This window comes from Paraburkholderia nodosa, from assembly GCF_001718195.1.
Classification (GTDB): Bacteria; Pseudomonadota; Gammaproteobacteria; order Burkholderiales; family Burkholderiaceae; genus Paraburkholderia; species Paraburkholderia nodosa_A.
Map to the genome: position 1 here is coordinate 83889 of NZ_MCNV01000004.1, position 20932 is coordinate 104820.

A 20932-nucleotide genomic window follows, 5' to 3' on the forward strand; every position below is an offset into this window, starting at 1 on the left:
GGGAGGGAGCCTCGTTGATGATCAGACGCGCGCTCGCTTATCGTCGGATTTCATGCAGGAATGCGAATAGAGTCGCGTGCGGAAAGCGTATTATTTCGGCTGTCTGCTCACGGTGAATCGTCTGCCATCAGATGGCGGATTACGAGCGCGGGGTCGGCAATCTCCAGAATCAGCCGGCGAAGGATGCGCCTGCGCATATGCTCTTCGTCCAGGATCCAGGGTTTTCCCTTCTCGCTCAGATAGCGCGCGAGGGCGTCGCGATGGTCCTCGCCGTCAGGCAGATTGAGCCGCACGGCGAGTAGCCCCGCCACGACATCATCGATCTCGACGTCGAGCGGTCTTGAGTCAATATGAAGTTCGAGTTTCATGGCGGTTATGGTGCAAAAAAAGCGGCACCGCTCCCGCGAAGACAGGAAGAACGATGCCGAAGAAATGCACCGGCCGGGCTTGATGACCGGTGCAGAGCGGAACCGATGCGGTCAGTACTCCAGTTCCGGCGCGCTCGCCTGCGCCGGCTTGTCGTCCTTCGGCGCTTCGGCCACCGTTGCATCCGTCGTCAGGATGAGCCCTGCAATCGATGCCGCATTCTGCAGAGCCGTGCGCGTGACTTTCGTCGGATCGACTACGCCCGCCTCGACAAGATCGCCGTATTCGCCGGTGGCCGCGTCGTAGCCGAAATTGCCCTTGCCTTCGAGCACCTTCGCGATGACCACCGAAGGCTCATCGCCCGCATTCGAGGCGATTACGCGCATGGGCGCTTCGAGTGCGCGCAGCACGATCTGGATGCCAGCGTCCTGATCACTGTTGACGCCTTTCAGGCTCGTCACGGCCGAACGCGCACGCACGAGCGCGACGCCACCACCCGGCACGATGCCTTCCTCGACCGCCGCACGCGTGGCGTGCAGCGCGTCGTCGACGCGGTCCTTCTTCTCCTTCATCTCGACTTCGGTGGCCGCGCCGACCTTGATCACGGCCACGCCGCCAGCGAGCTTCGCGACGCGCTCCTGTAGCTTTTCGCGGTCGTAATCGCTCGTCGCTTCCTCGATCTGCCTGCGGATCGAGTGCACGCGCGCCTCGATGCGCTTTTCGTCACCGGCGCCATCGATGATGATGGTGTCGTCCTTGCGGACCTCGACGCGTTTTGCTGATCCGAGATCTTCGAGCGTGGCCTTCTGCAGCTGCTTGCCGGTTTCTTCCGAGATGACGGTCGCACCCGTGAGGATGGCGATGTCCTCGAGCATCGCCTTGCGACGATCGCCGAAGCCGGGCGCCTTGACGGCGGCGACCTTCAGGATGCCGCGCATCGCGTTGACCACAAGCGTGGCCAGTGCTTCACCGTCAATGTCCTCCGCGACGATCAGCAGGGGCTTGCCTGCCTTGGACGTCGCTTCGAGAACCGGGAGCAGGTCCCGGATATTCGAGATCTTCTTGTCGTGCAGCAGGATCAGCGCGTCATCGAGATATGCGGCCTGCCTGTCGGGATCGTTGATGAAGTAGGGGCTCACGTAGCCGCGGTCGAACTGCATGCCTTCGACCACGTCGAGTTCGTTCTCGAGTGACTTGCCGTCCTCGACCGTGATTACGCCTTCCTTGCCGACTCTCTCCATCGCGTCAGCAATGATTTTCCCGATTGCCTCGTCAGCGTTGGCCGAGATGGAACCGACCTGAGCGATTTCGCGGTTCGTCGAAATCGGCCTGGACAGCTTGCGCAGTTCGTCGAGCACGGCGGCGACAGCCTTGTCGATGCCGCGCTTCAGATCCATCGGGTTCATCCCCGCGGCGACGTGTTTCATACCTTCCTGCACGATCGCCTGGGCAAGCACCGTGGCTGTGGTGGTGCCGTCCCCCGCCACATCGGCGGTTTTCGATGCAACCTGTTTCACCACCTGCGCACCCATGTTCTCGAAGCGGTCCTTCAGCTCGATTTCTTTCGCGACCGACACGCCATCCTTCGTGATGGTCGGCGCGCCGAAGCTGCGCTCGATCAGCACGTTGCGGCCTTTGGGTCCGAGCGTGACCTTCACGGCATCGGCGAGCACGTTCACGCCCTTGACGATACGGGCGCGGGCACTGTCATGGAATTTGACGTCTTTGGCACTCATGTTCTTGCTCCGGGTAAAGTCGTTGACTCGACACGTCGCGAACGACCGGGCGGGTGTCCGCGACCGGTCGAAAGTTCAGGCGGCCTTGCGGGCGGCGCTGCCGTCGGCCTCGAGGACGCCCATGACGTCCTCCTCGCGCATGACGAGCAGTTCCTCGCCATCGACCTTGACGGTCTGGCCTGCGTACTTTCCAAAGAGAACCTGGTCACCGACCTTCAGCTGGAGCGCGCGCAGCGTTCCATCCTGCAGCAGCCGACCGCTGCCGACGGCGACGACTTCGCCCTGTTCTGGTTTTTCTGCCGCTGAATCGGGAATCACGATGCCCGAGGCCGTCGTCCGCTGCGTTTCGATTCGCTTGACGATAACCCGGTCGTAGAGGGGACGAATCTGCATTTCCATCTCCTGAGCGATTAAAGGATCACCAATAAGGGAATCCGGCTGCGTGAACGAGGCGCGTGGGAGGCCTCCGTGCAGCCGTGCCAGTGTCTGGCGGAAAGCGAAATAGAGGCGCCGCATTCGAGGTTCAAGAGGGAGCGCGAATCGCAAATGTAACTAAATATTTCAACGCGGCAAGAGGATACGGCCGACGGTCCCAAGGCGGTAGACCGTACGTCCGAGCGCGCGCTTGTGCGCGCTGCGCGGCTGCGGGTGCACGGGGCAGGGCGGCTGCCGGCCGCCGTCCGCATCCAGGGTGTCGTCGGCTTCATCAAGCGCCCGCCACACGCCACTCTTCACCGGTCGGAAGAGCCAGCGCACGTAGCCGCGTCGCGCGGCCAGTCGCATCAGGCCATCGCGATCACTCGCGCCGTCAATGAGTGCCCCGTCGGGCGGGATGTCGCTTCCGTAGTCGCCAAACGCCTGGCGACAGGCGAGCGCTTCGGCACCGCCGGCGCCGATCGTATTGCACCCGCGCCGCACTATGCGCTCGACCTCCCACGCACCGAACTGCCAGGCCGCGTCGAGCAGCATGGCGTCGACAGCTTCCACGCTCTGCCAGGGCGCATCAATCTGGATGGCGGTGCCGGGGACTGACCGCGCCGGTATCTCCACACCGGGCAGCACGAGCGGCGTCGCGCGCCGGAAACCGTGCCAGTGAAGTATCGCGACGAGCGGCGTATTGACCTGCGCAGCGGCGCTGACGGTGACCGCGAAGAGCGGCAGGCGCACGCTTTCGGCCTGTTCCCGAAGTCTGTCGAAAAGGTCCATGAAGCCTCCCGTGGCTTGTTGCAAGGGCCACTTGAAATTTCCGTTCCATGGGCTATTTTATGCATCGTTCCGGCAGCCGCGCCAAGCGTTGCTGTCATGCAGCCAGACTCCCGTGCGGGATCACTGGCGCTTGCGGCTACACAGTCCGGTTGCCCTTCCAGAACATTGGGGGAGGATACGATGAGCCCTGATCCGAGAAGGTGGAATCCCTTCAAGTTCCTTCGAGCAGCGTCCCGCAAGTCCGATGCGCAAGGCCGGGAAAGCACGTCGGCGAGCGAAAACGAACGTGCCTCGATGCCCGACATCGCGCGGCTGTTTTCACGCGAACCATGGCGCGCAATGGAGGAATTTTTTCTTGACCCGTTCGCGGGCCGTGGTGCGCTCGACCGGTGGTTTGGCGACTTCAGTTCGTCGCGTTTCCAGCCGCGTATCGACGTTGTCGACGAAGGACCGGTGCTGCGTGTGACTGCCGAGCTGCCCGGAATGGAGCGCGAAGACGTGAAAGTGAGCGTCGAGGACGGCGCGATCGTGCTCCGAGGTGAGAAGAAGCAGGACGTACACAGTGAGGAGAACGGCTGCTACCGGCTGGAGCGTGCCCACGGACGCTTCGTGCGCACGATTCCGATGCCCGAATATGCCGATCCCGGCCGCGCTCTGGCGAAGTTCGACAATGGCCTTCTCACGTTGACGATTCCGAAAATGGAACCAGCGCCGTCCGCGCACCGGACGATCGATATCGGTTAGGGCAAGCACACGAAAGCGCTGTGACGGCGACGGTAGAAGTCGACCGGGTCGTTAGCTCAGCTGGTAGAGCAGCGGACTTTTAATCCGTTGGTCACTGGTTCGAATCCAGTACGGCCCACATCCAACCGGGGCTTGTGCGTCGCAGCGGCCACCGGCTGCAGCGGCGTGCGCAAACTCGCGCCGGTCCCTGAAGCCTCTCGCTATCGTCCATGAGACTTCGCTCGTGACATGCTGCGGGGCCTCTTGAAATTTTCGTTCCATGCGCTATTTTGTTCATCGCTCAGGCAGTCGCGACAAGCGCTGCGTGTTTCGATTTGTTTGTCGGCGGGGTTTCCCACGGACAGGCGGACTGGAGCGCGTGGTTCCATTCGTCCTCCGTGTCGGCCCCGGTTTTCCAGGAGCCAGTCATGAGCGATCCCTTCTTCAGCACCGATCTGCTGGGCGAATTCGACCGCCTGCAACGGCAGATGGCCAGCCTCTTTCCAGCCTTTCCCGCAAGCCTGCGCGCCACGCGCAGCGAGATGTTTCCACTACTCAACATCGGCAGCACCGACGACAGTGTCGAGATCGTAGCGTTTGCGCCGGGGCTCGATCCGGCGGCGATCGACGTCTCGATTGACAAAGGACTGCTGACGATCAGTGGCGAACGCAGGGCGCCCGAGCGGCAAGCGGGGGACGATACGCGCGTGTATGCCAGCGAACGCTTCATGGGCGCATTCCGGCGCGTGATCGAGCTGCCCCGGCACGCGGATCCCGGGAACGTCAATGCGCGCTATGCAAATGGTTGCCTGACCATCAGCATCGGACGTTCCGAGGCGTCGAAGCCGCGCGCGGTCACCGTGCAGTGAGCACGGTGAACCATAGATCACGGAGGACACCATGAACGACAGCACTGAACTGACCACCGGTGCGGCGCGCAACGACATCGCCGACCATGAGCGCGGCGGACCCGCGAAGCAGTCCACACGCCTCACGCCCGCCGTCGACGTGTTGGAGGACAGCAGGGGCATCACGCTATATGCGGACCTGCCGGGGGTACCGCGCGAGAAGCTCGATGTGCGGGTACAGGACGGCAATCTGACGATCGAGGCCGAGTCGGTGATTCCGACACCATCCGGGCTGAGGCTGCAGCATGGCGAAGTTCGCCACCCGCATTTCCGCCGCGCCTTCGCGCTCAGCCCGGACTTCGACGTTTCGCGCATCGACGCGCAACTGCGCGATGGCGTGCTCATGCTGACGATTCCTCGCCGTGAGGAAGCGAAACCCCGTCGTATCGAGGTGAGCGTTGGCTAGGTACATTGCACAGGAATGTTTCCGGTCGTGCGGCGCGGGCCGCCGGGTCCGCGCCGTTTCGGCACACGCGACCTCAGACAACCATGGACGACACACGCAATCAGAACTGGAAAGGCTTCGCGATCGAAACCAGCGCTATTGCCGTGCGGCACTGCGTACTTCCGCAGGGATCAGGCAGGTACATGGCCATTGTGCGTATCCGGCGCGGCGAGCAGACGGTCGAGGACTGGCACCTGCCGTGCGTCGCACAGCGCTGGGCGAGTGCGGAAGACGCACATCGGGAGACCGTCGAGTACGCCATCCGCGCGATCGATGCGGGACGCTTCGCCGGCACGGAAAGCTTCGCAGAGACGAGGCGACCGGAATCATCAGGGTGAGGCGACGGAGGCTGAATGAGGCATACATCGTGCTGTCTACCGGCTTGCCACGGCCTCGGGATCGCCGGGCTGCCAACCACCGCCAAGCGCCTTGAAGGCAGCGACGGCTGCGCGGGCCGATTCCGTTTGCGCCTGCACCCGCTCGTCGGATGCGCGCAGTAGATTTTCGTCGGCCTGCAGGACTTCAATCAGGCTGACGACACCTTTTTGATAGGCCGAAAACGAAGCGGCTCGTGCCCGACCAAGTGAGTTCACTCCCTGGGTGAGCACCGCGGCCTGATCCTCCCGCTTGACGAGCGCTGAAAAGGCGTTTTCCACATCTTCCGTGGCATGCAGTGCGGCGAGCCGATACGCGGCCAACATCTCGGCGTCCTCGCCCCTGGCCTGCGCGATTTGTGCATTGATGCGGCCGAAATCGAACAGACGCCAGCGCAGACCCAACACCCCGGCCGCCTGACTGGCGCCGCCAGTGAACAGATTGCCCGCGGCCATTGACGTTGCGCTCCCGATCAGTCCGCTCAGCGAGAATTTCGGGTAATACTCGGCGATGGCCACTCCGATGCGCGCGTTCGACGCAGCCAGGCGACGCTCGGCCACGATCAGGTCGGGTCGGCGCCTGAGCAACTCTCCCGGCGTTCCCGTGTGCGCGATCCGCGGGGCGGGCGGGATGTCCCCAGCATCGACCAGTTCGGCTTGATGCGTGCCGGGCTGTGAGCCCAGCATCACATCCAGTGCGTTCATGGCCGCGTCCAGTGTCGTCTCCAGGACAGGGATGGATGCCTGCACCTGGGCCAGCGCACCCTCAGCCTGGCTTACCTGAAGATCGGCCGCCAGTCCTTTTCCATACAGAAGCTTGATGGTCGAAAGCAGATCCTGTTGCGTTTGCACCTGCCGCCGGGCCACCTTCAGACGGGCCTGCAATCCGCGAATCGTGATGTAAATATCGGCAGTCTGCGCTGCCACAGCCAGGCGCGTGGCCACCGCGCCGGCTTCCGAAGCCTGATACTCGGCGAGTGCCGCTTCCCGCCCGCGACGCAGGCCACCGAACACATCCAGTTCCCAGCTCGCGCTGAAATTGGCCTCGTAGTCGTTGCCGTAGCGGTCGAATCCGGGCGTTGAATTCAGGACGCGCCCCAAGGGCGTTTCGACAGATTGGTAGACTCGCGCCGCCTGGCCGCTGACATTGCCTGAAGGCAGCAGCGCGGCATTCGCTGCGCCGAGTCCTGCGCGCGCCTGCGAGACGCGCGCGGCGGCCTGCTCGAGGTCCAGGTTCTGTTCCAGCGCGAGCGCGACGAATCGTGTGAGTTGCGGATCGCCGAAAGCCGTCCACCACGTGACGAGGTCAGAACTGGCCACCGTGTGCCGTTGATCCACCGCGTCCTGGCCCTGGAACTGCCCGGGCATGGCTACACTGGGCCGGACGTAATCAGGGCCCACGGCGCAGGCTGTCGAGAGGCCGGCAACGATGATCGCGGCAAGCATGTGATTGGGTAGCATGAGCGTCTTCGCAGGGTTACTGTAGTGACCATAATACCAAACGGTCACTGGTTGTCTATTGTTGTATGCTTATCCCATGAAAAACGCCACCACTCCTCCCATCACGACTCGCGGCCCCGCTGACCACGAAGTACGAGATCAGATCGTTGCCGCCGCCACCGAGCACTTCAGCCGGTATGGCTACGAGAAAACGACGGTCTCCGATCTCGCCAGGGCGATCGGGTTTTCCAAGGCCTACATCTACAAGTTTTTCGAGTCCAAGCAAGCCATTGGCGAGATGATTTGCGCGAACTGCCTGCACGAGATCGAAACCGAGGTCAGGGCGGCCATCGCCCAGACCGATCTGCCGCCGGAGAAGTTGCGGCGAATGTTCAGCGTCTTCACCGAGGCGAGCCTTCGTCTGTTTTTCCAGGACCGCAAGCTCTACGAGATTGCAGCATCAGCGGCCACGGAGAACTGGCAGGCCGTGGTTTCGTATGAAGCGCGCGTCCAGAAGCTGCTTCAGGACATCCTGCAGGAGGGCCGGCAGAGCGGGGACTTCGAGCGCAAAACACCGCTCGATGAGACCGCGATGGCGATCTATCTGGTCATGCGCCCCTACCTGAACCCGATGCTCTTGCAGTACAGCTTCGATTACACGAAGGTCGCCCCCGCGCAACTGTCCAGCCTCGTGCTCCGCAGTCTGTCGCCTTGATGGAAATTTCGTTTGTGACCATTGACTAAATTGGTCACAAGAACCACAATGAAAGCCCCGATTCCTCCATCAATGGGACTTTCATGCTCCGGCGTCGCCTCGCTACCTCTGCAGTCGTCTATGCACTGCCACTTGCGCTAGCCGCCTGCGGCGACAAAGCGCCTTCCGATCCGCGCACCGAGACGCCCCTGGTGCGCACCGCCATCGCCGAGGCGGCGATCCCCGCGTCCCGTTCGTTTACCGGAACCGTCGCCGCACGCGTGCAAAGCGACCTGGGATTTCGCGTCTCCGGCAAGGTGCTGGAGCGGCTGGTGGATGCCGGGCAAACCGTCAAACGCGGCCAGCTGCTGATGCGCGTCGACCCGATCGACCTCAAGCTTGCCGCGCAGGCCCGGCAGGAGGCGGTCACCGCTGCACGGGCACGGGCGCAGCAGACCGCGCAGGATGAGGAGCGCTATCGCGACCTGCGCGGCACGGGTGCGATCTCGGCTTCGGCCTACGACCAGGCCAAGGCGGCCGCCGATGCAGCCAGGGCGCAGCTCAGCGCGGCCGAGGCTGACGCCGACGTGGCGCGCAACGCGACCGGCTATGCCGAGCTGTTGGCGGACGGGGATGGCGTCGTGATGGAAACGCTGGCCGAGCCGGGTCAGGTCGTCAGCGCCGGACAACCCGTGGTGCGCCTGGCCCACGCCGGGCGCCGCGAGGCTGTGATCCAGCTACCGGAAACCCTGCGCCCCGCCATCGGTTCGGTCGCCCAGGCCACCCTGTTCGGCAACAGCGGCGTGAGCGTGCCAGCCACGCTGCGCCAGCTCTCGGATACGGCGGATCCACGTACCCGCACTTTCGAAGCGCGTTATGTCCTGCAGGGTGCGCTGGCCGACGCGCCGCTGGGCGCAACCGTCACGATCGAGATACCGGACGCACGCGTGGCGCTCCAGGGCGGCTTGCAGGTGCCGATCGGCGCGCTGCTCGACGCGGGCAAAGGGCCCGGCGTATGGGTCGTCAACGGCGAGCCGGCCAGGGTTGCATGGCGGCCGGTCACGGTCCTTCACCTGGACGACGACAGCGCTCGCGTCTCCGGTACGTTGAAACAGGGCGAGCGCGTCGTCGCGCTAGGTGCCCAGTTGCTGCGCGAAGGTGAACAGGTCCGGATGTCCGGCCAGGCCGTCGTAGTGGCGAACCAGGGAGCACGTCCGTGAGCGAAGGCCGATTCAACCTGTCGGCGCTCGCCGTGCGCGAGCGCTCCATCACCCTGTTCCTGATCTGCCTGATCTCGCTGGCCGGACTCCTGTCGTTCTTCAAGCTGGGTCGCGCGGAAGACCCGGCATTCACCATCAAGGTGATGACCATCGTCACCGCGTGGCCTGGCGCCACCGCACAGGAGATGCACGATCAGGTCGCGGAGAAAATCGAAAAGCGCATGCAGGAGCTGCGCTGGTACGACCGGACCGAGACCTACACGCGACCCGGCCTCGCCTTCACAACGCTGACATTGCTCGACAGCACCCCACCGTCGGAAGTGCAGGAGGAGTTCTACCAGGCGCGGAAAAAAATCGGCGACGAAGCCGCCAACCTTCCGGCTGGCGTGATCGGGCCGATGGTCAACGACGAATACGCGGACGTCACCTTCGCACTCTTTGCGCTGAAGGCCAGGGGCGAACCGCAACGCCGGCTCGTGCGCGACGCCGAGTCGCTGCGCCAGCGGTTGCTGCACGTGCCGGGCGTGAAGAAGGTCGACATCATCGGCGAGCAGGCCGAGCGCATCTACGTCCAGTTCTCACATGATCGGCTGGCAACGCTCGGTGTCGGCCCGCAGGACGTGTTCGCCGCGCTCAATGGCCAGAACGCCCTGACGCCAGCCGGCTCCGTGGAGACCAAAGGACCGGAAGTGTTGATTCGCCTGGACGGCGCCTTTGACAAGCTGCAGAAGATCCGCGATACGCCCGTCGTCGTGCAAGGTCGCACGCTGAAGCTGTCGGACATCGCCACTGTCGAGCGCGGTTATGAAGATCCTGCAACCTTCATGATCCGCAACAACGGCGAACCGGCCTTGCTGCTCGGCATCGTCATGCGCGACGGCTGGAACGGGCTCGATCTCGGCAAGGCACTGGACAGCGAGGTCGGCGCAATCAACGCCGGGCTGCCGCTGGGAATGAGCCTGACCAAGGTCACCGATCAAGCCGTCAACATTCATTCGGCGGTCGACGAGTTCATGCTCAAGTTTTTTGCCGCGCTGCTGGTGGTCATGCTCGTAAGCTTCGTGAGCATGGGCTGGCGCGCGGGCCTGGTGGTGGCCGCCGCCGTGCCGTTGACGCTGGCCATCGTGTTCGTGGTCATGGCCGCGACAGGCAAGAACTTCGACCGCATCACCCTGGGATCGTTGATCCTGGCGCTGGGCCTGCTCGTCGACGACGCGATCATCGCCATCGAAATGATGGTGGTGAAGATGGAAGAAGGCTATAGCCGCGTGGCCGCCTCCGCCTATGCCTGGAGCCACACCGCCGCGCCGATGCTCTCGGGCACGCTGGTGACGGCGGTCGGCTTCATGCCCAACGGCTTCGCACGGTCCACCGCGGGCGAATACACCAGCAACATGTTCTGGATCGTCGGCATCGCGCTGATCGCGTCCTGGGTCGTCGCTGTGGTCTTCACGCCGTACCTCGGCGTGAAGATGCTGCCCGACTTCAAACAGGTCGAAGGCGGCCACGACGCGATCTACGACACGCCCCGCTACAACCGCTTCCGTCAGCTGCTCACGCGTGTCATCGCGCACAAATGGCTGGTCGCCGGTTCGGTCGTTGGCCTCTTCGCCCTGGCCATCCTCGGTATGGGCGTGGTCAAGAAGCAGTTCTTCCCGATCTCCGACCGTCCTGAAGTGCTGGTCGAGGTGCAGATGCCCTATGGCACCTCCATTTCCCAAACCAGCGCCGCGACCGAAAAGGTGGAGGCGTGGCTGGCAAAACAGAGGGAAGCCAAAATCGTCACGGCTTATGTCGGGCAAGGTGCGCCGCGCTTTTACCTGGCCATGGGGCCGGAGCTGCCCGATCCGTCGTTCGCCAAGATCGTGGTCCGCACGGACAGCCAGGACGAGCGCGACGCGTTGAAGCAGCGACTGCGTCAGGCCATCGCCGACGGTCTCGCCCCGGAAGCGCGCGTGCGGGTCACGCAACTCGTGTTCGGGCCGTATTCGCCGTTTCCCGTCGCCTATCGCGTCACCGGTCCGGACCCGGACAAGCTGCGCGCAATCGCGGCTGAAGTTCAGCAGGTGATGGAGGCCAGTCCGATGATGCGCACGGTCAACACCGACTGGGGCACGCGCTCGCCCACGCTGCACTTCACGCTGCAGCAGGACCGTCTGCAGGCGGTGGGGCTCACCTCCAGCGCCGTCGCGCAACAACTGCAGTTCCTGCTCACCGGCGTGCCCGTCACCGCCGTGCGTGAGGATATTCGAAGCGTGCAGGTCATCGCGCGTTCGGCCGGCGATGTGCGTCTCGACCCGGCCCGGCTCGGCGACTTCACGCTGGCCGGGGCCAACGGGCAGCGCATCCCGCTGTCGCAGGTGGGCAAGGTCGACGTGCGCATGGAGGAGCCGGTCGTGCGCTGGCGCGACCGCGTGCCGACGATCACGGTACGCGGCGACATTGCCGACAACCTGCAGCCACCGGACGTCTCAACGGCCATCACCCGGCAGCTTCAGCCGATCATCGCGAAGCTGCCCGGCGGCTATCGCATCGAGCAGGCGGGCTCCATCGAGGAATCGGGCAAGGCGACGACCGCCATGTTGCCGCTGTTCCCGATCATGCTGGCGATCACGCTGGTCATCATCATTTTCCAGGTTCGCTCGATTTCCGCGATGGTGATGGTGTTCATGACGAGCCCGCTCGGCCTGATCGGCGTGGTGCCGACGTTGATCCTGTTCCGGCAGCCTTTCGGCATCAACGCGCTGGTCGGCCTCATCGCGCTGTCGGGCATCCTGATGCGCAACACGCTGATCCTGATCGGGCAGATTCATCAGAACGAACATGCCGGGCTGGATCCGTTCCATGCGGTTGTCGAAGCCACCGTGCAGCGCGCCCGCCCGGTGATCCTGACGGCCATGGCGGCGATCCTGGCCTTCATCCCGCTGACCCACTCGGTGTTCTGGGGAACGCTCGCCTACACGCTGATCGGCGGTACGTTCGCCGGGACGATTCTCACGCTGGTGTTCCTGCCGGCGATGTATTCCATCTGGTTCAAGATCCGCCCCGGCACTTCCGCGGGTTCGCACAAGAGCCGGGATAACCAGTCATCGCATTCAGAACCGGTGACACAGGATGCGCTCGACGCGCGCACTTAAAACATCATCAATTTCACCTGAGGGGAGCTGTTCATGTCGAAATCCACCGTTGTCGTTGTGACCGGGGTGTCATCGGGTATCGGACGCGCCACCGCCGAGAAGTTTGCCGGCCGGGGTTGCCGCGTATTGGGTACCGTGCGCAGCATCGCAACAGCGGTGCCTATCTCCGGCGTCGAGCTCGTCGAGATGGACGTTCGCGACGATGCATCGGTCCGGGCCGCAATCCAGTCCGTCATCGAACTCGCCGGGCGAATCGATGTGCTCGTCAATAATGCGGGAATGAGCCTGATCGGTGCCGTGGAGGAAACTTCGGCTGCCGAGGCCGTGTCGCTGTTCGATACCAATGTATTCAGCATTCTACGCACGACGCAGGCGGTACTCCCTCACATGCGGGAACAGCGTGGCGGAAGGATCGTCAATGTCAGTTCGGTGCTTGGCTTCCTTCCCGCCCCCTACATGGGTCTCTATTCGGCGTCCAAGCATGCCGTCGAAGGGCTGACCGAGACCCTGGACCATGAGGTACGCCAGTTCGGCATACGCGCAACGCTGGTCGAACCGTCCTTTACCAGGACCAACCTGGACACCAACGCCCCTCTGGCAAGCTCGAAAATCGCCGCCTATGATCGCGAGCGTAGCCTTGCATCGAGCGCAGTCGTCAAGAGTGTCAAAGGCGCCCCCGCGCCCGACGGCGTAGCGAACACGATTGTCGAAGCGGCGCTTGGGAGCTGGCGCATGCGTCGCACACCGGCGGGTGAGGCCTCTCTGTTGAGAAAATTGCGACGCTTTATGCCCGCGGGCCCCGTCGATTCAAGCTTGAGGAAAACGTTCGGACTCCTGTGAAGCCGTACCATCAGCCAGCCCGAGTTCCTGCGCTTTCCGCAATGCCGGGATGGGTGATGTTTGATTTATCGGAACGTTTGCGAACCTCGCGACGCATGTTGGACAAGCTGCCCGTTCGCTGCGACGCCCGAAGCCATGTGCGGCGCATCCTTGCGAGTCAATAGACGCGCAATCAGTGCCATATGAATAGTGCGGCGATCGATGCGACAAGCAGCAATACGCCGAGAAGCAGCCACCTGTTGGGTGTCACGAGTGGCACCCCCGTCGTCGGTGCGGAAGTCGTGAGAGCGCCACCTTAGACGGAGGGTGGATGCAGGCGTGAGCGAAGTGCACGACTCCCGGTACGCTCGACGTGGGCCGCATGAGCGGTTTCCTTGGGTGGACACCATTCCATCGTGCCAGATATCCCAACATATGGGAATTGTTCTGGCGTGAGAGTCCCTCTCAGGGACTGGCACCTGCAGACCAGTTTGCATCTCGTCTGGCTGACATGACGGAGCTGTCGCTCGCATAGTCTCGCAGAGCTTGCACGACGTGACCTGGTGCTTGAGTTCCCGTTCACATGCCACCCGGTTGATCCAGGATCACGGCATGCGCGCTCACTTTCGTTGAGGCGCCCCGCCTTCAAACTGGTGCAAACTGTGTGTCGCGATGCCGCCCAACGGGCCGGGGTTGCGCGTGCGGCGCAACCCGAGCGTCGGCCTGGATGACAGTTTTCTCTCGCCGGGTTTCCGGTGCCGCATCCTTTACGTAGCCGTGCAGCGAACTCCGTCCCGGCACGGCGATGAAATCAGGGCGCGTGGGCGGCGCGTCGACGAAATGCAACGGATCGACTTGCCGACAGCATGCAAAATGGCGAAGGTGCCATTTCGACTGTCGTCGCGAAGCGCGAAGCGCGGCGGGCTGCGCCGCGCTTCAGGCAGTGCGGGGACGTCATTGTGCAAAAGAGGGGACCAGCATGGCCGAATCGCAAAAGCTGACCGTAGTCTGGGAGACGACAGACTGGGCGGCCCGATGGATTGACTCAACTTCCGACTATGCGATTTTTGCGCTGACGACCGACGGACGCGTTGCGAGCTGGAACCCCGGCGGCGAGTCGGTCTACGGATATGCCCCCGAGGAAATTCTGGGGCGTCCACTATCCATCTTCTATACGGACGAGGACCGTCGCGACGGTGTACCCGAGGATGTACTGCGCGAGACACGGGAAACCGGTCGCAGCGAAGCCGAAGGCTGGCGCTCGCGCAAGGACGGGAGTCTCTTCTGGGCAAGTGTGATTCTCACGGCACTGCACGATCCTGCCGGGCAACTGCTTGGTTACGGCAAGATTGTGCGCGACATGAGCGACAAGAAGCGGGCGCACGACGCGGTGGTCGAAAGCGAGCGGCGATTCCGGATGCTGGTAGACGGCGTCACGGACTATTCCATATTCATGCTGTCGCCCGATGGGCGCGTTACAAACTGGAACCAGGGTGCACGGCGAATCAAGGGCTATGCGGCACCTGAAATCATCGGCTCCCATTTTTCGCGTTTTTATACGCCCGAGGATGCCGCGGCAGGGCTGCCGCAGCGCGGGCTCGAAACGGCCGCGCGCGAGGGTCGCTTCGAATCCGAGGGCTGGCGCGTGCGCAAGGACGGCAGCCGCTTCTGGGCGCATGTGGTCATCGATGCGATTCGCGACAACGACGGTGCGCTGGCCGGTTTCGCGAAAATCACGCGGGATGTCACCGAGCAGCGCGAGACGGAACGCGCGCTCGACGAAACGCGCATGGCGCTGTACCAGTCGCAGAAAATGGAGGCGATTGGCAAGCTCACTGGCGGTGTCGCGCATGACTTCAACAACGTGCTGCAGGTCGTGCGCGGGAATCTCGAGCTGATCGAGAGCAGGCTCAGTCGCGACAGCCAGATACAGGAGCGCCTCGACAAGGCGATCGACGCCGTAGAGCGCGGGGCCAAGCTCGCTTCGCAATTGCTCGCGTTCGGGCGGCGGCAGCCGTTACAGCCGGTTGTCATCAATCTGGCAACGGCACTGCGCAACATGGACGACATGCTGCGCCGCGCGCTCGACGAAACCATCCAGGTCGAAACCGTCGTGGCCGGTGGTCTGTGGAACACCTATGCGGACGTCCATCAACTCGAAAACGTCATTCTGAATCTTGCGATCAACGCCCGCGACGCGATGCCCGACGGCGGGAGGCTGACGCTCGAACTCGGCAACACAATGCTCGATGACCGTTATGTGGCCGGACTGCAGGACGTTCCAGCGGGACAATACGTTCTGCTGGCAGTGACGGACACGGGAGTGGGAATGTCCCCCGACATACTGGCGCGGGCGATTGACCCGTTTTTCACGACAAAGCCGGAAGGCTACGGAACAGGCCTGGGTCTGAGCATGGTCTACGGCTTCGTCAAGCAGAGCGGCGGCCATTTGCGACTCTATAGCGAAGTCGGCCAAGGCACTACCGTCAAGGTGTATTTGCCGCGCTCGACGGGGAGTGCGATCGAGCGTCCGTCGCCCGTCAGCACACCGCTGCGCGGTGGCAGGGAAACCGTGCTCGTCGTGGAAGACGATGCGAAGCTGCAATCGACCGTTGTCGACATGCTGGGCGGCCTTGGCTACACGGTGCTCAAGGCTGACGACCCACAGCAGGCGCTGGCCATCATCCGTAGCGGCGTGCATATCGACCTGCTTTTTACGGACGTCGTGATGCCGGGTCCGCTGAAGAGTCCGGACATGGCGCGGCAGGCTTGCGAGACGCTGCCTCAGCTAAAGGTGCTGTTCACCTCCGGGTACACCCAGAACGCCATCGTGCATGGCGGGCGGCTGGACGAGGGCGTTGAACTCCTCAGCAAGCCGTACAGCCGCGACCAGCTCGCGCGGAAGATCCGCCGCCTGCTTGGCTCGCCCGGCATCGATCTCGAAGTGGTCGAGGAAGGCGAGCGCGAACAAGGGTTGGCCCCCGGCTCATTGCGCGTACTGGTGGTCGACGACGACGCAGGCTCGGCCGATGCCGTGGGCGCGCTGCTCGAAATGCTTGGACATTGCCCTCAGTTGCACAAATCGGCCGAGAGCGCCGACGAGGCACTGCGCAAGCAGGAGTTCGACGTATTGCTGACGGACATCTCGTTGCCTGGCATGTCAGGCGTGGATTTCGCCCTGAAAGCCGTGCGCGAACGGCCCCATATTCGCGTGATATTTGGATCGGGCTCGAGCGTTCCCCCAACCGGCCAGTTGCCTTTTTCATGGCGCGAACTGCGCAAGCCCTATACGGCTGACGACCTGCGCGGGGCACTTTCCTGACGCTTCACCCACTCCCGCGGCACTGCAACGTTGTCCACTATCCGGGAATGAACATGCCCACGGCCGCAGCCGCCATGAATGCCGTTGCGATCCAGCCGCCCGCTTTCAGCAGCCCGGATATCGCGAACTTGCCCATCACGCGCCGGTTGGTACCCATCAGCATGACCACGACCATGACAGGCACGGCCGCCAGTCCGTTGACGACGGCACTCCAGTACAGCGCCTTGACCGGATCGAGGTGGCAGAACGTGATGGCGGTGCCGCCGAGGATGGCCAGGGCGATGACGGCATAGAACTCACGCGCAAGAGTGAGGTGCAGAGAAAGGCTGCTGCGCCACCGGAACGCGCCAGCAGCCCCGTACGCCGCGGAGCCGGCCAGAACAGGCAGCGCGAGCAGGCCTGTGCCGACAATGCCGGCGGCAAAGATGTATGCCGCCAGATGGCCTGCAACCGGTTCGAGGGCTCTCGCTGCATCGGCGGATGTCTGGATCTTCATGTGATGCGTGTAGAGCGTCGCGGCGGCCGTCAGCATGATGAAGAATCCCACTCCGTTCGAGACGGCCATACCGATCCAGGTGTCAGCCGTGATCCGGTCAATGTGCCGGTAGGCCCGGAACGATGAAATCCATCGCAGCGGCCGCTCGCCAGGCTTCGAGCGCATTTCTTCGACTTCCTGTGACGCCTGCCAGAAGAACAGGTACGGGCTGATGGTGGTACCAAGCACGGCCACAACGGTGGTGAGATACTCGCCAGAAATATTGGCGCGCGGCCAGACCAGTGAGACGGCGACCTTTGTCCAGTCGACCGGGACGACGAACGCGACCGCGACGTAGGCGAACAATGCCAGGGTCAGCCATTTGAGAAGGCGCGCATAGCTCTCGTAGGGCAGCGAAATCTGAAGGATGGCCGAGAGCACGCCAATGGCAACGACATAGAGATGCTCGGGGCCAGGAACAAGAAGATGGATCGCCGCGCCCATCGCGGCGAGATCTGCTGCAATGTTGATGGTATTGGCCACGGCCAGCAGCAGCACCAGCACGACGACGAGCCATTTCGGACCGAACGCGCGCATGTTCGAGGCGAGTCCCTTGCCCGTGACGCGGCCGATGCGCGCGCTCGTCATCTGGATGGCGACCATGAGCGGGTAGGACAGCAGAAGCGTCCATAGCAGCGTAAAGCCGAACTGCGCACCCGCTTGCGAGTACGTCCCGATGCCGCTCGGGTCGTCGTCCGCCGCGCCGGTCACGAGGCCGGGGCCGAGGCGCGACAGCCAGGAGCGTTCCGTGCGATCGGTGACCGCGGCCTCGGGCTCGAGATGGTCCTGTTCCAGATCCTTTTCGTCCGGCACGGCGCAGCTCTCCTTTCGAAGCCGCAGCCTGCGGCATAGCCCCATTCCGCAACTTTCGTGCCGAATGCCTGACTGCCGCTTCGGCGCGTCTGGCACGGTCCTTGCGCGCCGGGGTTCAGGCCGCGCCAGCGGCCGTGTGCAGCCGGTGTTGCGCTGAGGGAGAAGTCGTGAAAAAAGCATCGCTAAAAGGTGTCCCGACTCCGGAGGAGCGGGCGCCCCGCCTGGCGGATCTACGCATGCGCAAGATGGCGCGATCAGCGCATGCGTATGTACGCGGCAGCGCGGACCGCTTTTATGCGTGGCTCGACAGCCAGGCATCCGGGACGTTGCCTGACGGGCCTCCCGTATGGATTTGCGGCGACTGCCACCTCGGCAATCTCGGCCCGCTGGCCGATGCCTCAGGGCGGGTGGCAGTCCAGATCCGGGACCTGGATCAAAGCGTCATCGGCAACCCGGTGCACGATCTCCTGCGCCTGGGACTGTCGTTGACCACTGCCGCCCGTAGCGCGGATCTGCCCGGCGTGATCACCAGCCGTATGGCTGAAGCGCTTATCGACGGATACGAACAGGCGTTCGACGACGCACGCACGGACGAGACGAAACGCGCGGAACGGCCGACAGTCGTCAGGGTTGCGATGAAGCAGGCGCTGCACCGCTCGTGGCGCAAGCTGGACCGGCAGACGATTGACGGCGTCGCGCCTCGCATACCACTTGGCAAACGTTTTTGGCCCCTGTCCGAAGAGGAATCGCAGGCGGTGCGCACGCTGTTCGAATCGCAGTCAGGGCTTGCGGTACGGGAAGCGCTGGGCCGCGCTGTGCGGGGCGGCGGGAAAATAGACGTCCTTGACGCTGCCTTCTGGGTAAAGGGATGCAGCTCCCTCGGGCGGCGGCGTTATGCCGTGCTGCTCGATATCGACGGCACGTGTTCTCCAGGAGGGCCGCCCTGTCTTGTCGACATCAAGCAGGCCGCCGCCGCCGCGGCGCCTCGCCACGCCGGCGCCACGATGCCGCGCGACAACGCAAAGCGGGTGGCGGAGGGTGCCAGACACGTCTCGCCGCTGCTTGGAGACCGCATGCTCGCCGCCCGTCTGGATGGCTGCGCGGTTGTGATCCGCGAGCTCATGCCACAGGATCTCAAAATCGACGCAGACCGGCTCACGGAAGCCGACGCAGTGAAAGCTGCACACTTCCTGGCGCTGGTGGTCGGGCAGGCGCACGCGGGACAGATGGATGCCCCGACCCGCCGGAGCTGGCTGCATGAACTGCAGGCGAGGCGGCCCGGATCGCCTGGCGCGCCATCGTGGCTTTGGCGCAGCATGGTCGAGCTGGCTGTCGCCCACGAAGCGGAGTATCTCGAGCATTGCCGGCGCTACGCGCTTCGTCGGGGCGCCGGCAAGCGGTGATGCCGCGAGACAGCTGGCCGTGCCGCCCCCGTTTGGCGTCGATTGACGAGCCGCGCAGAGAAGCGGCGAGCGCGCCGTTTCCGTCCAGAACCCCTCCCTCAGGAATGGCCGTTGCGTGAAGCGCATCACCCAAACCACGGAGGTGATCATGAGCCAGAGAAAGACGGTAGACGACCTGTTCGTCCATATGCTGTCGGACATCTACAGCGCAGAAAAGCAGCTGACCCGCGCCCTCGGAAAGCTCGCGCGTACGGTCAGCGATCCTGAGCTTTCAGGAGCGTTCAAGACGCATCTGGAAGAAACGCACGGCCAGGTCGAGCGCATCGACAAGGCGGTTGAATCCACCGGATTGCGACTGAAGCGCATGAAATGCGTCGCGATGGAAGGCCTGATTGAGGAAGCAGACGAACTGATCGAGGAAATCGAAAAGGGCCCGGTCCTCGATGCGGGCCTCATCGCGGCGGCACAGAAGGTGGAGCACTATGAGATAGCGGCATACGGCAGCCTCTGTGCGCTGGGCAAGCTTCTCGGTCACGACGAGGCGGTGAAGCTGCTCAAGGAAACGCTTGAGGAAGAAAAGGCTACCGATCTGAAGCTCTCGAAGTTTGCCGAGTCGGCGGGCAACGCGAAGGCGGCGGGTAAGGGGTGAGCGACCCGGCAGCGGCGCCTGCTTCGTGCGGCAACGACTGATTAGCAATGCGTAATTTTTTCGGTCATACCGGGAGATCCTGATGTTCATGCACAACAGGAAACTGCAGTACACCGTCCGCGTCGACGTGACCAATCCTGGTCTCGCCAACCTGCTGCTCGAGCAGTTCGGCGGGCCGCAGGGGGAACTGGCCGCTGCGATGCGCTATTTCACCCAGGCGGTTGCCGAGGAAGATCCCGGCCGCAAGGACATGCTCTTCGATATTGCCACGGAGGAACTCAGCCATCTGGAAATCATCGGGTCGATCGTCGCCATGCTCAACAAGGGTGCGAAGGGCGAGCTTGCCGAAGCCGTAGATGAGCAGGCTGAGCTTTACCGCAAGCTCAACGGCGCTGGCAACGACAGCCACGTCACGCAGGTCCTGTTCGGTGGCGGGCCGCCGCTGGTCAACTCCGCAGGCGTGCCCTGGAACGCAGGTTACATCGACACCATCGGTGAACCGACGGCAGACCTGCGCTCGAATATCGCGGCGGAAGCACGGGCAAAGATCGTGTATGAACGGCTGATCAACGTCACGGACGATCCTGGTATCCGTGACGCCCTGGGCTTCCTGATGACGCGCGAGGTCTCGCACCAGAAGTCATTCGAGAAGGCCCTGTATGCGATACAGGGCAACTTCCCGCCGGGAAAGCGTCCGCCCGTCGCCGAATTCGCCAACGTCTACTACAAGATGTCGCACGGAGGCGAAACGATCGCCGCGCCATGGAACAGCGGCAACGGCCTGGAGATGCGCCAGGGTGAACCGGCGGTTGATGGCGGCGACGGCAACGCGTGGGTCAACCTGGACGAGAGCCAGCAGGCCGCGCTGAAAGCCATGCGCGAGCGACTGAGTTCGGAGACCGCCGTGGACCCGCAGACGGGAGCCGAGCTCGGCGAGGCAGCCATCCGGCCCGAGAGCCCTGTTCAGGTGCCGCCTGAGGGAGACTCAAAATGACCACAGCGCAGAAGCATATTGTCGACTGGCTGCGTGGTGCGTATGCGCCAGCCCCGTCACCCGGCATGTGCCTTGCGGATTGTGACTGCTGCCGCCGCGGACGCCGACTGCCGCGCTTTGCATGGCGCACTCGCTGGCTTTGACTCTG

Annotated in this window: 18 protein-coding genes and 1 tRNA gene; 13 read left to right on the forward strand and 6 right to left on the reverse strand. The window is 63.6% G+C overall.

Translation table 11 applies throughout. The features are described 5' to 3' along the window. Positions 1–107: 107 nt before the first annotated feature. The 4 genes from BFD71_RS09610 to BFD71_RS09625 all read right to left on the reverse strand — a co-directional run bounded on the left by BFD71_RS09610 (position 108) and on the right by BFD71_RS09625 (position 3308). On the reverse strand, positions 108–368 hold the full coding sequence (locus BFD71_RS09610) for a hypothetical protein (protein ID WP_069263040.1): 261 nt from the start codon (positions 366–368) through the stop codon (positions 108–110). Positions 369–479: 111 nt separating this feature from the next. After that, positions 480–2102 (reverse strand): chaperonin GroEL, encoded by a 1623-nt coding sequence (gene groL / locus BFD71_RS09615; protein ID WP_069263041.1) that lies wholly within the window; start codon positions 2100–2102, stop codon positions 480–482. Between the two features lie 75 nt (positions 2103–2177). Next, a complete protein-coding gene (locus tag BFD71_RS09620; RefSeq protein ID WP_069263488.1) occupies positions 2178–2495 on the reverse strand; it encodes a co-chaperone GroES in 318 nt (105 codons plus the stop codon). Positions 2496–2663: 168 nt separating this feature from the next. Further along, positions 2664–3308 carry a diguanylate cyclase gene (locus BFD71_RS09625; RefSeq protein WP_069263042.1) on the reverse strand — a complete coding sequence of 215 codons (645 nt, stop codon included), beginning with the start codon at positions 3306–3308 and terminating at the stop codon, positions 2664–2666. 180 nt (positions 3309–3488) lie between these two features. On the opposite strand from BFD71_RS09625, the gene BFD71_RS09630 reads away from it, so the two are divergent. The 5 genes from BFD71_RS09630 to BFD71_RS09650 all read left to right on the forward strand — a co-directional run bounded on the left by BFD71_RS09630 (position 3489) and on the right by BFD71_RS09650 (position 5722). Further along, positions 3489–4052, forward strand: coding sequence for an Hsp20/alpha crystallin family protein (locus BFD71_RS09630; RefSeq protein WP_069263043.1), 564 nt, complete (start codon positions 3489–3491; stop codon positions 4050–4052). Between the two features lie 45 nt (positions 4053–4097). Beyond that, a tRNA-Lys gene (locus BFD71_RS09635) sits at positions 4098–4170 on the forward strand. Positions 4171–4459: 289 nt separating this feature from the next. Beyond that, positions 4460–4900 carry an Hsp20/alpha crystallin family protein gene (locus tag BFD71_RS09640; RefSeq protein ID WP_069263044.1) on the forward strand — a complete coding sequence of 147 codons (441 nt, stop codon included), beginning with the start codon at positions 4460–4462 and terminating at the stop codon, positions 4898–4900. Between the two features lie 31 nt (positions 4901–4931). After that, positions 4932–5345, forward strand: a complete 414-nt coding sequence (locus BFD71_RS09645; RefSeq protein ID WP_069263045.1) for an Hsp20/alpha crystallin family protein — start codon at positions 4932–4934, stop codon at positions 5343–5345. An 83-nt stretch (positions 5346–5428) separates the two neighbouring features. Next, positions 5429–5722 (forward strand): DUF6566 family protein, encoded by a 294-nt coding sequence (locus BFD71_RS09650; RefSeq protein ID WP_069263046.1) that lies wholly within the window; start codon positions 5429–5431, stop codon positions 5720–5722. Between the two features lie 36 nt (positions 5723–5758). Here the strand turns inward: BFD71_RS09650 and BFD71_RS09655 are convergent, their stop codons facing one another. Further along, complete coding sequence (locus tag BFD71_RS09655) at positions 5759–7219, reverse strand: efflux transporter outer membrane subunit (protein WP_069263047.1); 1461 nt, start codon at positions 7217–7219, stop codon at positions 5759–5761. A 76-nt stretch (positions 7220–7295) separates the two neighbouring features. Here BFD71_RS09655 and BFD71_RS09660 point away from each other — a divergent pair, with 76 nt between their 5' ends. From BFD71_RS09660 to BFD71_RS09680, 5 genes are all read left to right on the forward strand, one after another. Beyond that, positions 7296–7913: a TetR/AcrR family transcriptional regulator gene (locus BFD71_RS09660; protein ID WP_069263048.1), complete on the forward strand. Its 618-nt coding sequence runs from the start codon at positions 7296–7298 to the stop codon at positions 7911–7913. 83 nt (positions 7914–7996) lie between these two features. Continuing rightward, positions 7997–9112 carry an efflux RND transporter periplasmic adaptor subunit gene (locus tag BFD71_RS09665; protein ID WP_069263049.1) on the forward strand — a complete coding sequence of 372 codons (1116 nt, stop codon included), beginning with the start codon at positions 7997–7999 and terminating at the stop codon, positions 9110–9112. Beyond that, complete coding sequence (locus BFD71_RS09670) at positions 9109–12249, forward strand: efflux RND transporter permease subunit (RefSeq protein ID WP_069263050.1); 3141 nt, start codon at positions 9109–9111, stop codon at positions 12247–12249. The genes BFD71_RS09665 and BFD71_RS09670 overlap by 4 nt, the downstream gene beginning before the upstream one ends. 33 nt (positions 12250–12282) lie before the next feature. Continuing rightward, positions 12283–13089, forward strand: coding sequence for an oxidoreductase (locus BFD71_RS09675; RefSeq protein WP_069263051.1), 807 nt, complete (start codon positions 12283–12285; stop codon positions 13087–13089). Between the two features lie 958 nt (positions 13090–14047). Next, entirely contained in the window at positions 14048–16390 is a 2343-nt protein-coding gene (locus tag BFD71_RS09680) for a hybrid sensor histidine kinase/response regulator (RefSeq protein WP_069263052.1), read from the forward strand. Positions 16391–16427: 37 nt separating this feature from the next. On the opposite strand, the gene BFD71_RS09685 is transcribed toward BFD71_RS09680, so the two are convergent. Then, positions 16428–17720 carry an Nramp family divalent metal transporter gene (locus BFD71_RS09685; RefSeq protein ID WP_069263492.1) on the reverse strand — a complete coding sequence of 431 codons (1293 nt, stop codon included), beginning with the start codon at positions 17718–17720 and terminating at the stop codon, positions 16428–16430. A gap of 185 nt (positions 17721–17905) precedes the next feature. Between BFD71_RS09685 and BFD71_RS09690 the strand changes: the two genes are divergently transcribed. From BFD71_RS09690 to BFD71_RS09700, 3 genes are all read left to right on the forward strand, one after another. Further along, the gene (locus BFD71_RS09690; RefSeq protein WP_069263053.1) at positions 17906–19141 is read left to right on the forward strand and encodes a DUF2252 family protein; all 1236 of its coding nucleotides are present in this window, start codon (positions 17906–17908) and stop codon (positions 19139–19141) included. Between the two features lie 148 nt (positions 19142–19289). After that, positions 19290–19790: a YciE/YciF ferroxidase family protein gene (locus BFD71_RS09695; protein WP_069263495.1), complete on the forward strand. Its 501-nt coding sequence runs from the start codon at positions 19290–19292 to the stop codon at positions 19788–19790. 82 nt (positions 19791–19872) lie between these two features. After that, on the forward strand, positions 19873–20784 hold the full coding sequence (locus BFD71_RS09700) for a manganese catalase family protein (protein ID WP_069263054.1): 912 nt from the start codon (positions 19873–19875) through the stop codon (positions 20782–20784). The last annotated feature ends 148 nt before the right edge of the window (positions 20785–20932 follow it).

Excerpts from the sequence above, each read along its gene's own strand:
- BFD71_RS09625 (WP_069263042.1), bottom strand. The coding sequence starts at position 3,308 with ATGGACCTTTTCGACAGACTTCGGGAACAGGCCGAAAGCGTGCGCCTG.
- BFD71_RS09645 (WP_069263045.1), top strand. The coding sequence starts at position 4,932 with ATGAACGACAGCACTGAACTGACCACCGGTGCGGCGCGCAACGACATC.
- BFD71_RS09660 (WP_069263048.1), top strand. The coding sequence starts at position 7,296 with ATGAAAAACGCCACCACTCCTCCCATCACGACTCGCGGCCCCGCTGAC.
- BFD71_RS09640 (WP_069263044.1), top strand. The coding sequence starts at position 4,460 with ATGAGCGATCCCTTCTTCAGCACCGATCTGCTGGGCGAATTCGACCGC.
- BFD71_RS09610 (WP_069263040.1), bottom strand. The coding sequence starts at position 368 with ATGAAACTCGAACTTCATATTGACTCAAGACCGCTCGACGTCGAGATC.
- BFD71_RS09650 (WP_069263046.1), top strand. The coding sequence starts at position 5,429 with ATGGACGACACACGCAATCAGAACTGGAAAGGCTTCGCGATCGAAACC.
- groL (WP_069263041.1), bottom strand. The coding sequence starts at position 2,102 with ATGAGTGCCAAAGACGTCAAATTCCATGACAGTGCCCGCGCCCGTATC.
- BFD71_RS09665 (WP_069263049.1), top strand. The coding sequence starts at position 7,997 with ATGCTCCGGCGTCGCCTCGCTACCTCTGCAGTCGTCTATGCACTGCCA.
- BFD71_RS09655 (WP_069263047.1), bottom strand. The coding sequence starts at position 7,219 with ATGCTACCCAATCACATGCTTGCCGCGATCATCGTTGCCGGCCTCTCG.
- BFD71_RS09680 (WP_069263052.1), top strand. The coding sequence starts at position 14,048 with ATGGCCGAATCGCAAAAGCTGACCGTAGTCTGGGAGACGACAGACTGG.
- BFD71_RS09695 (WP_069263495.1), top strand. The coding sequence starts at position 19,290 with ATGAGCCAGAGAAAGACGGTAGACGACCTGTTCGTCCATATGCTGTCG.
- BFD71_RS09700 (WP_069263054.1), top strand. The coding sequence starts at position 19,873 with ATGTTCATGCACAACAGGAAACTGCAGTACACCGTCCGCGTCGACGTG.
- BFD71_RS09630 (WP_069263043.1), top strand. The coding sequence starts at position 3,489 with ATGAGCCCTGATCCGAGAAGGTGGAATCCCTTCAAGTTCCTTCGAGCA.
- BFD71_RS09675 (WP_069263051.1), top strand. The coding sequence starts at position 12,283 with ATGTCGAAATCCACCGTTGTCGTTGTGACCGGGGTGTCATCGGGTATC.
- BFD71_RS09620 (WP_069263488.1), bottom strand. The coding sequence starts at position 2,495 with ATGCAGATTCGTCCCCTCTACGACCGGGTTATCGTCAAGCGAATCGAA.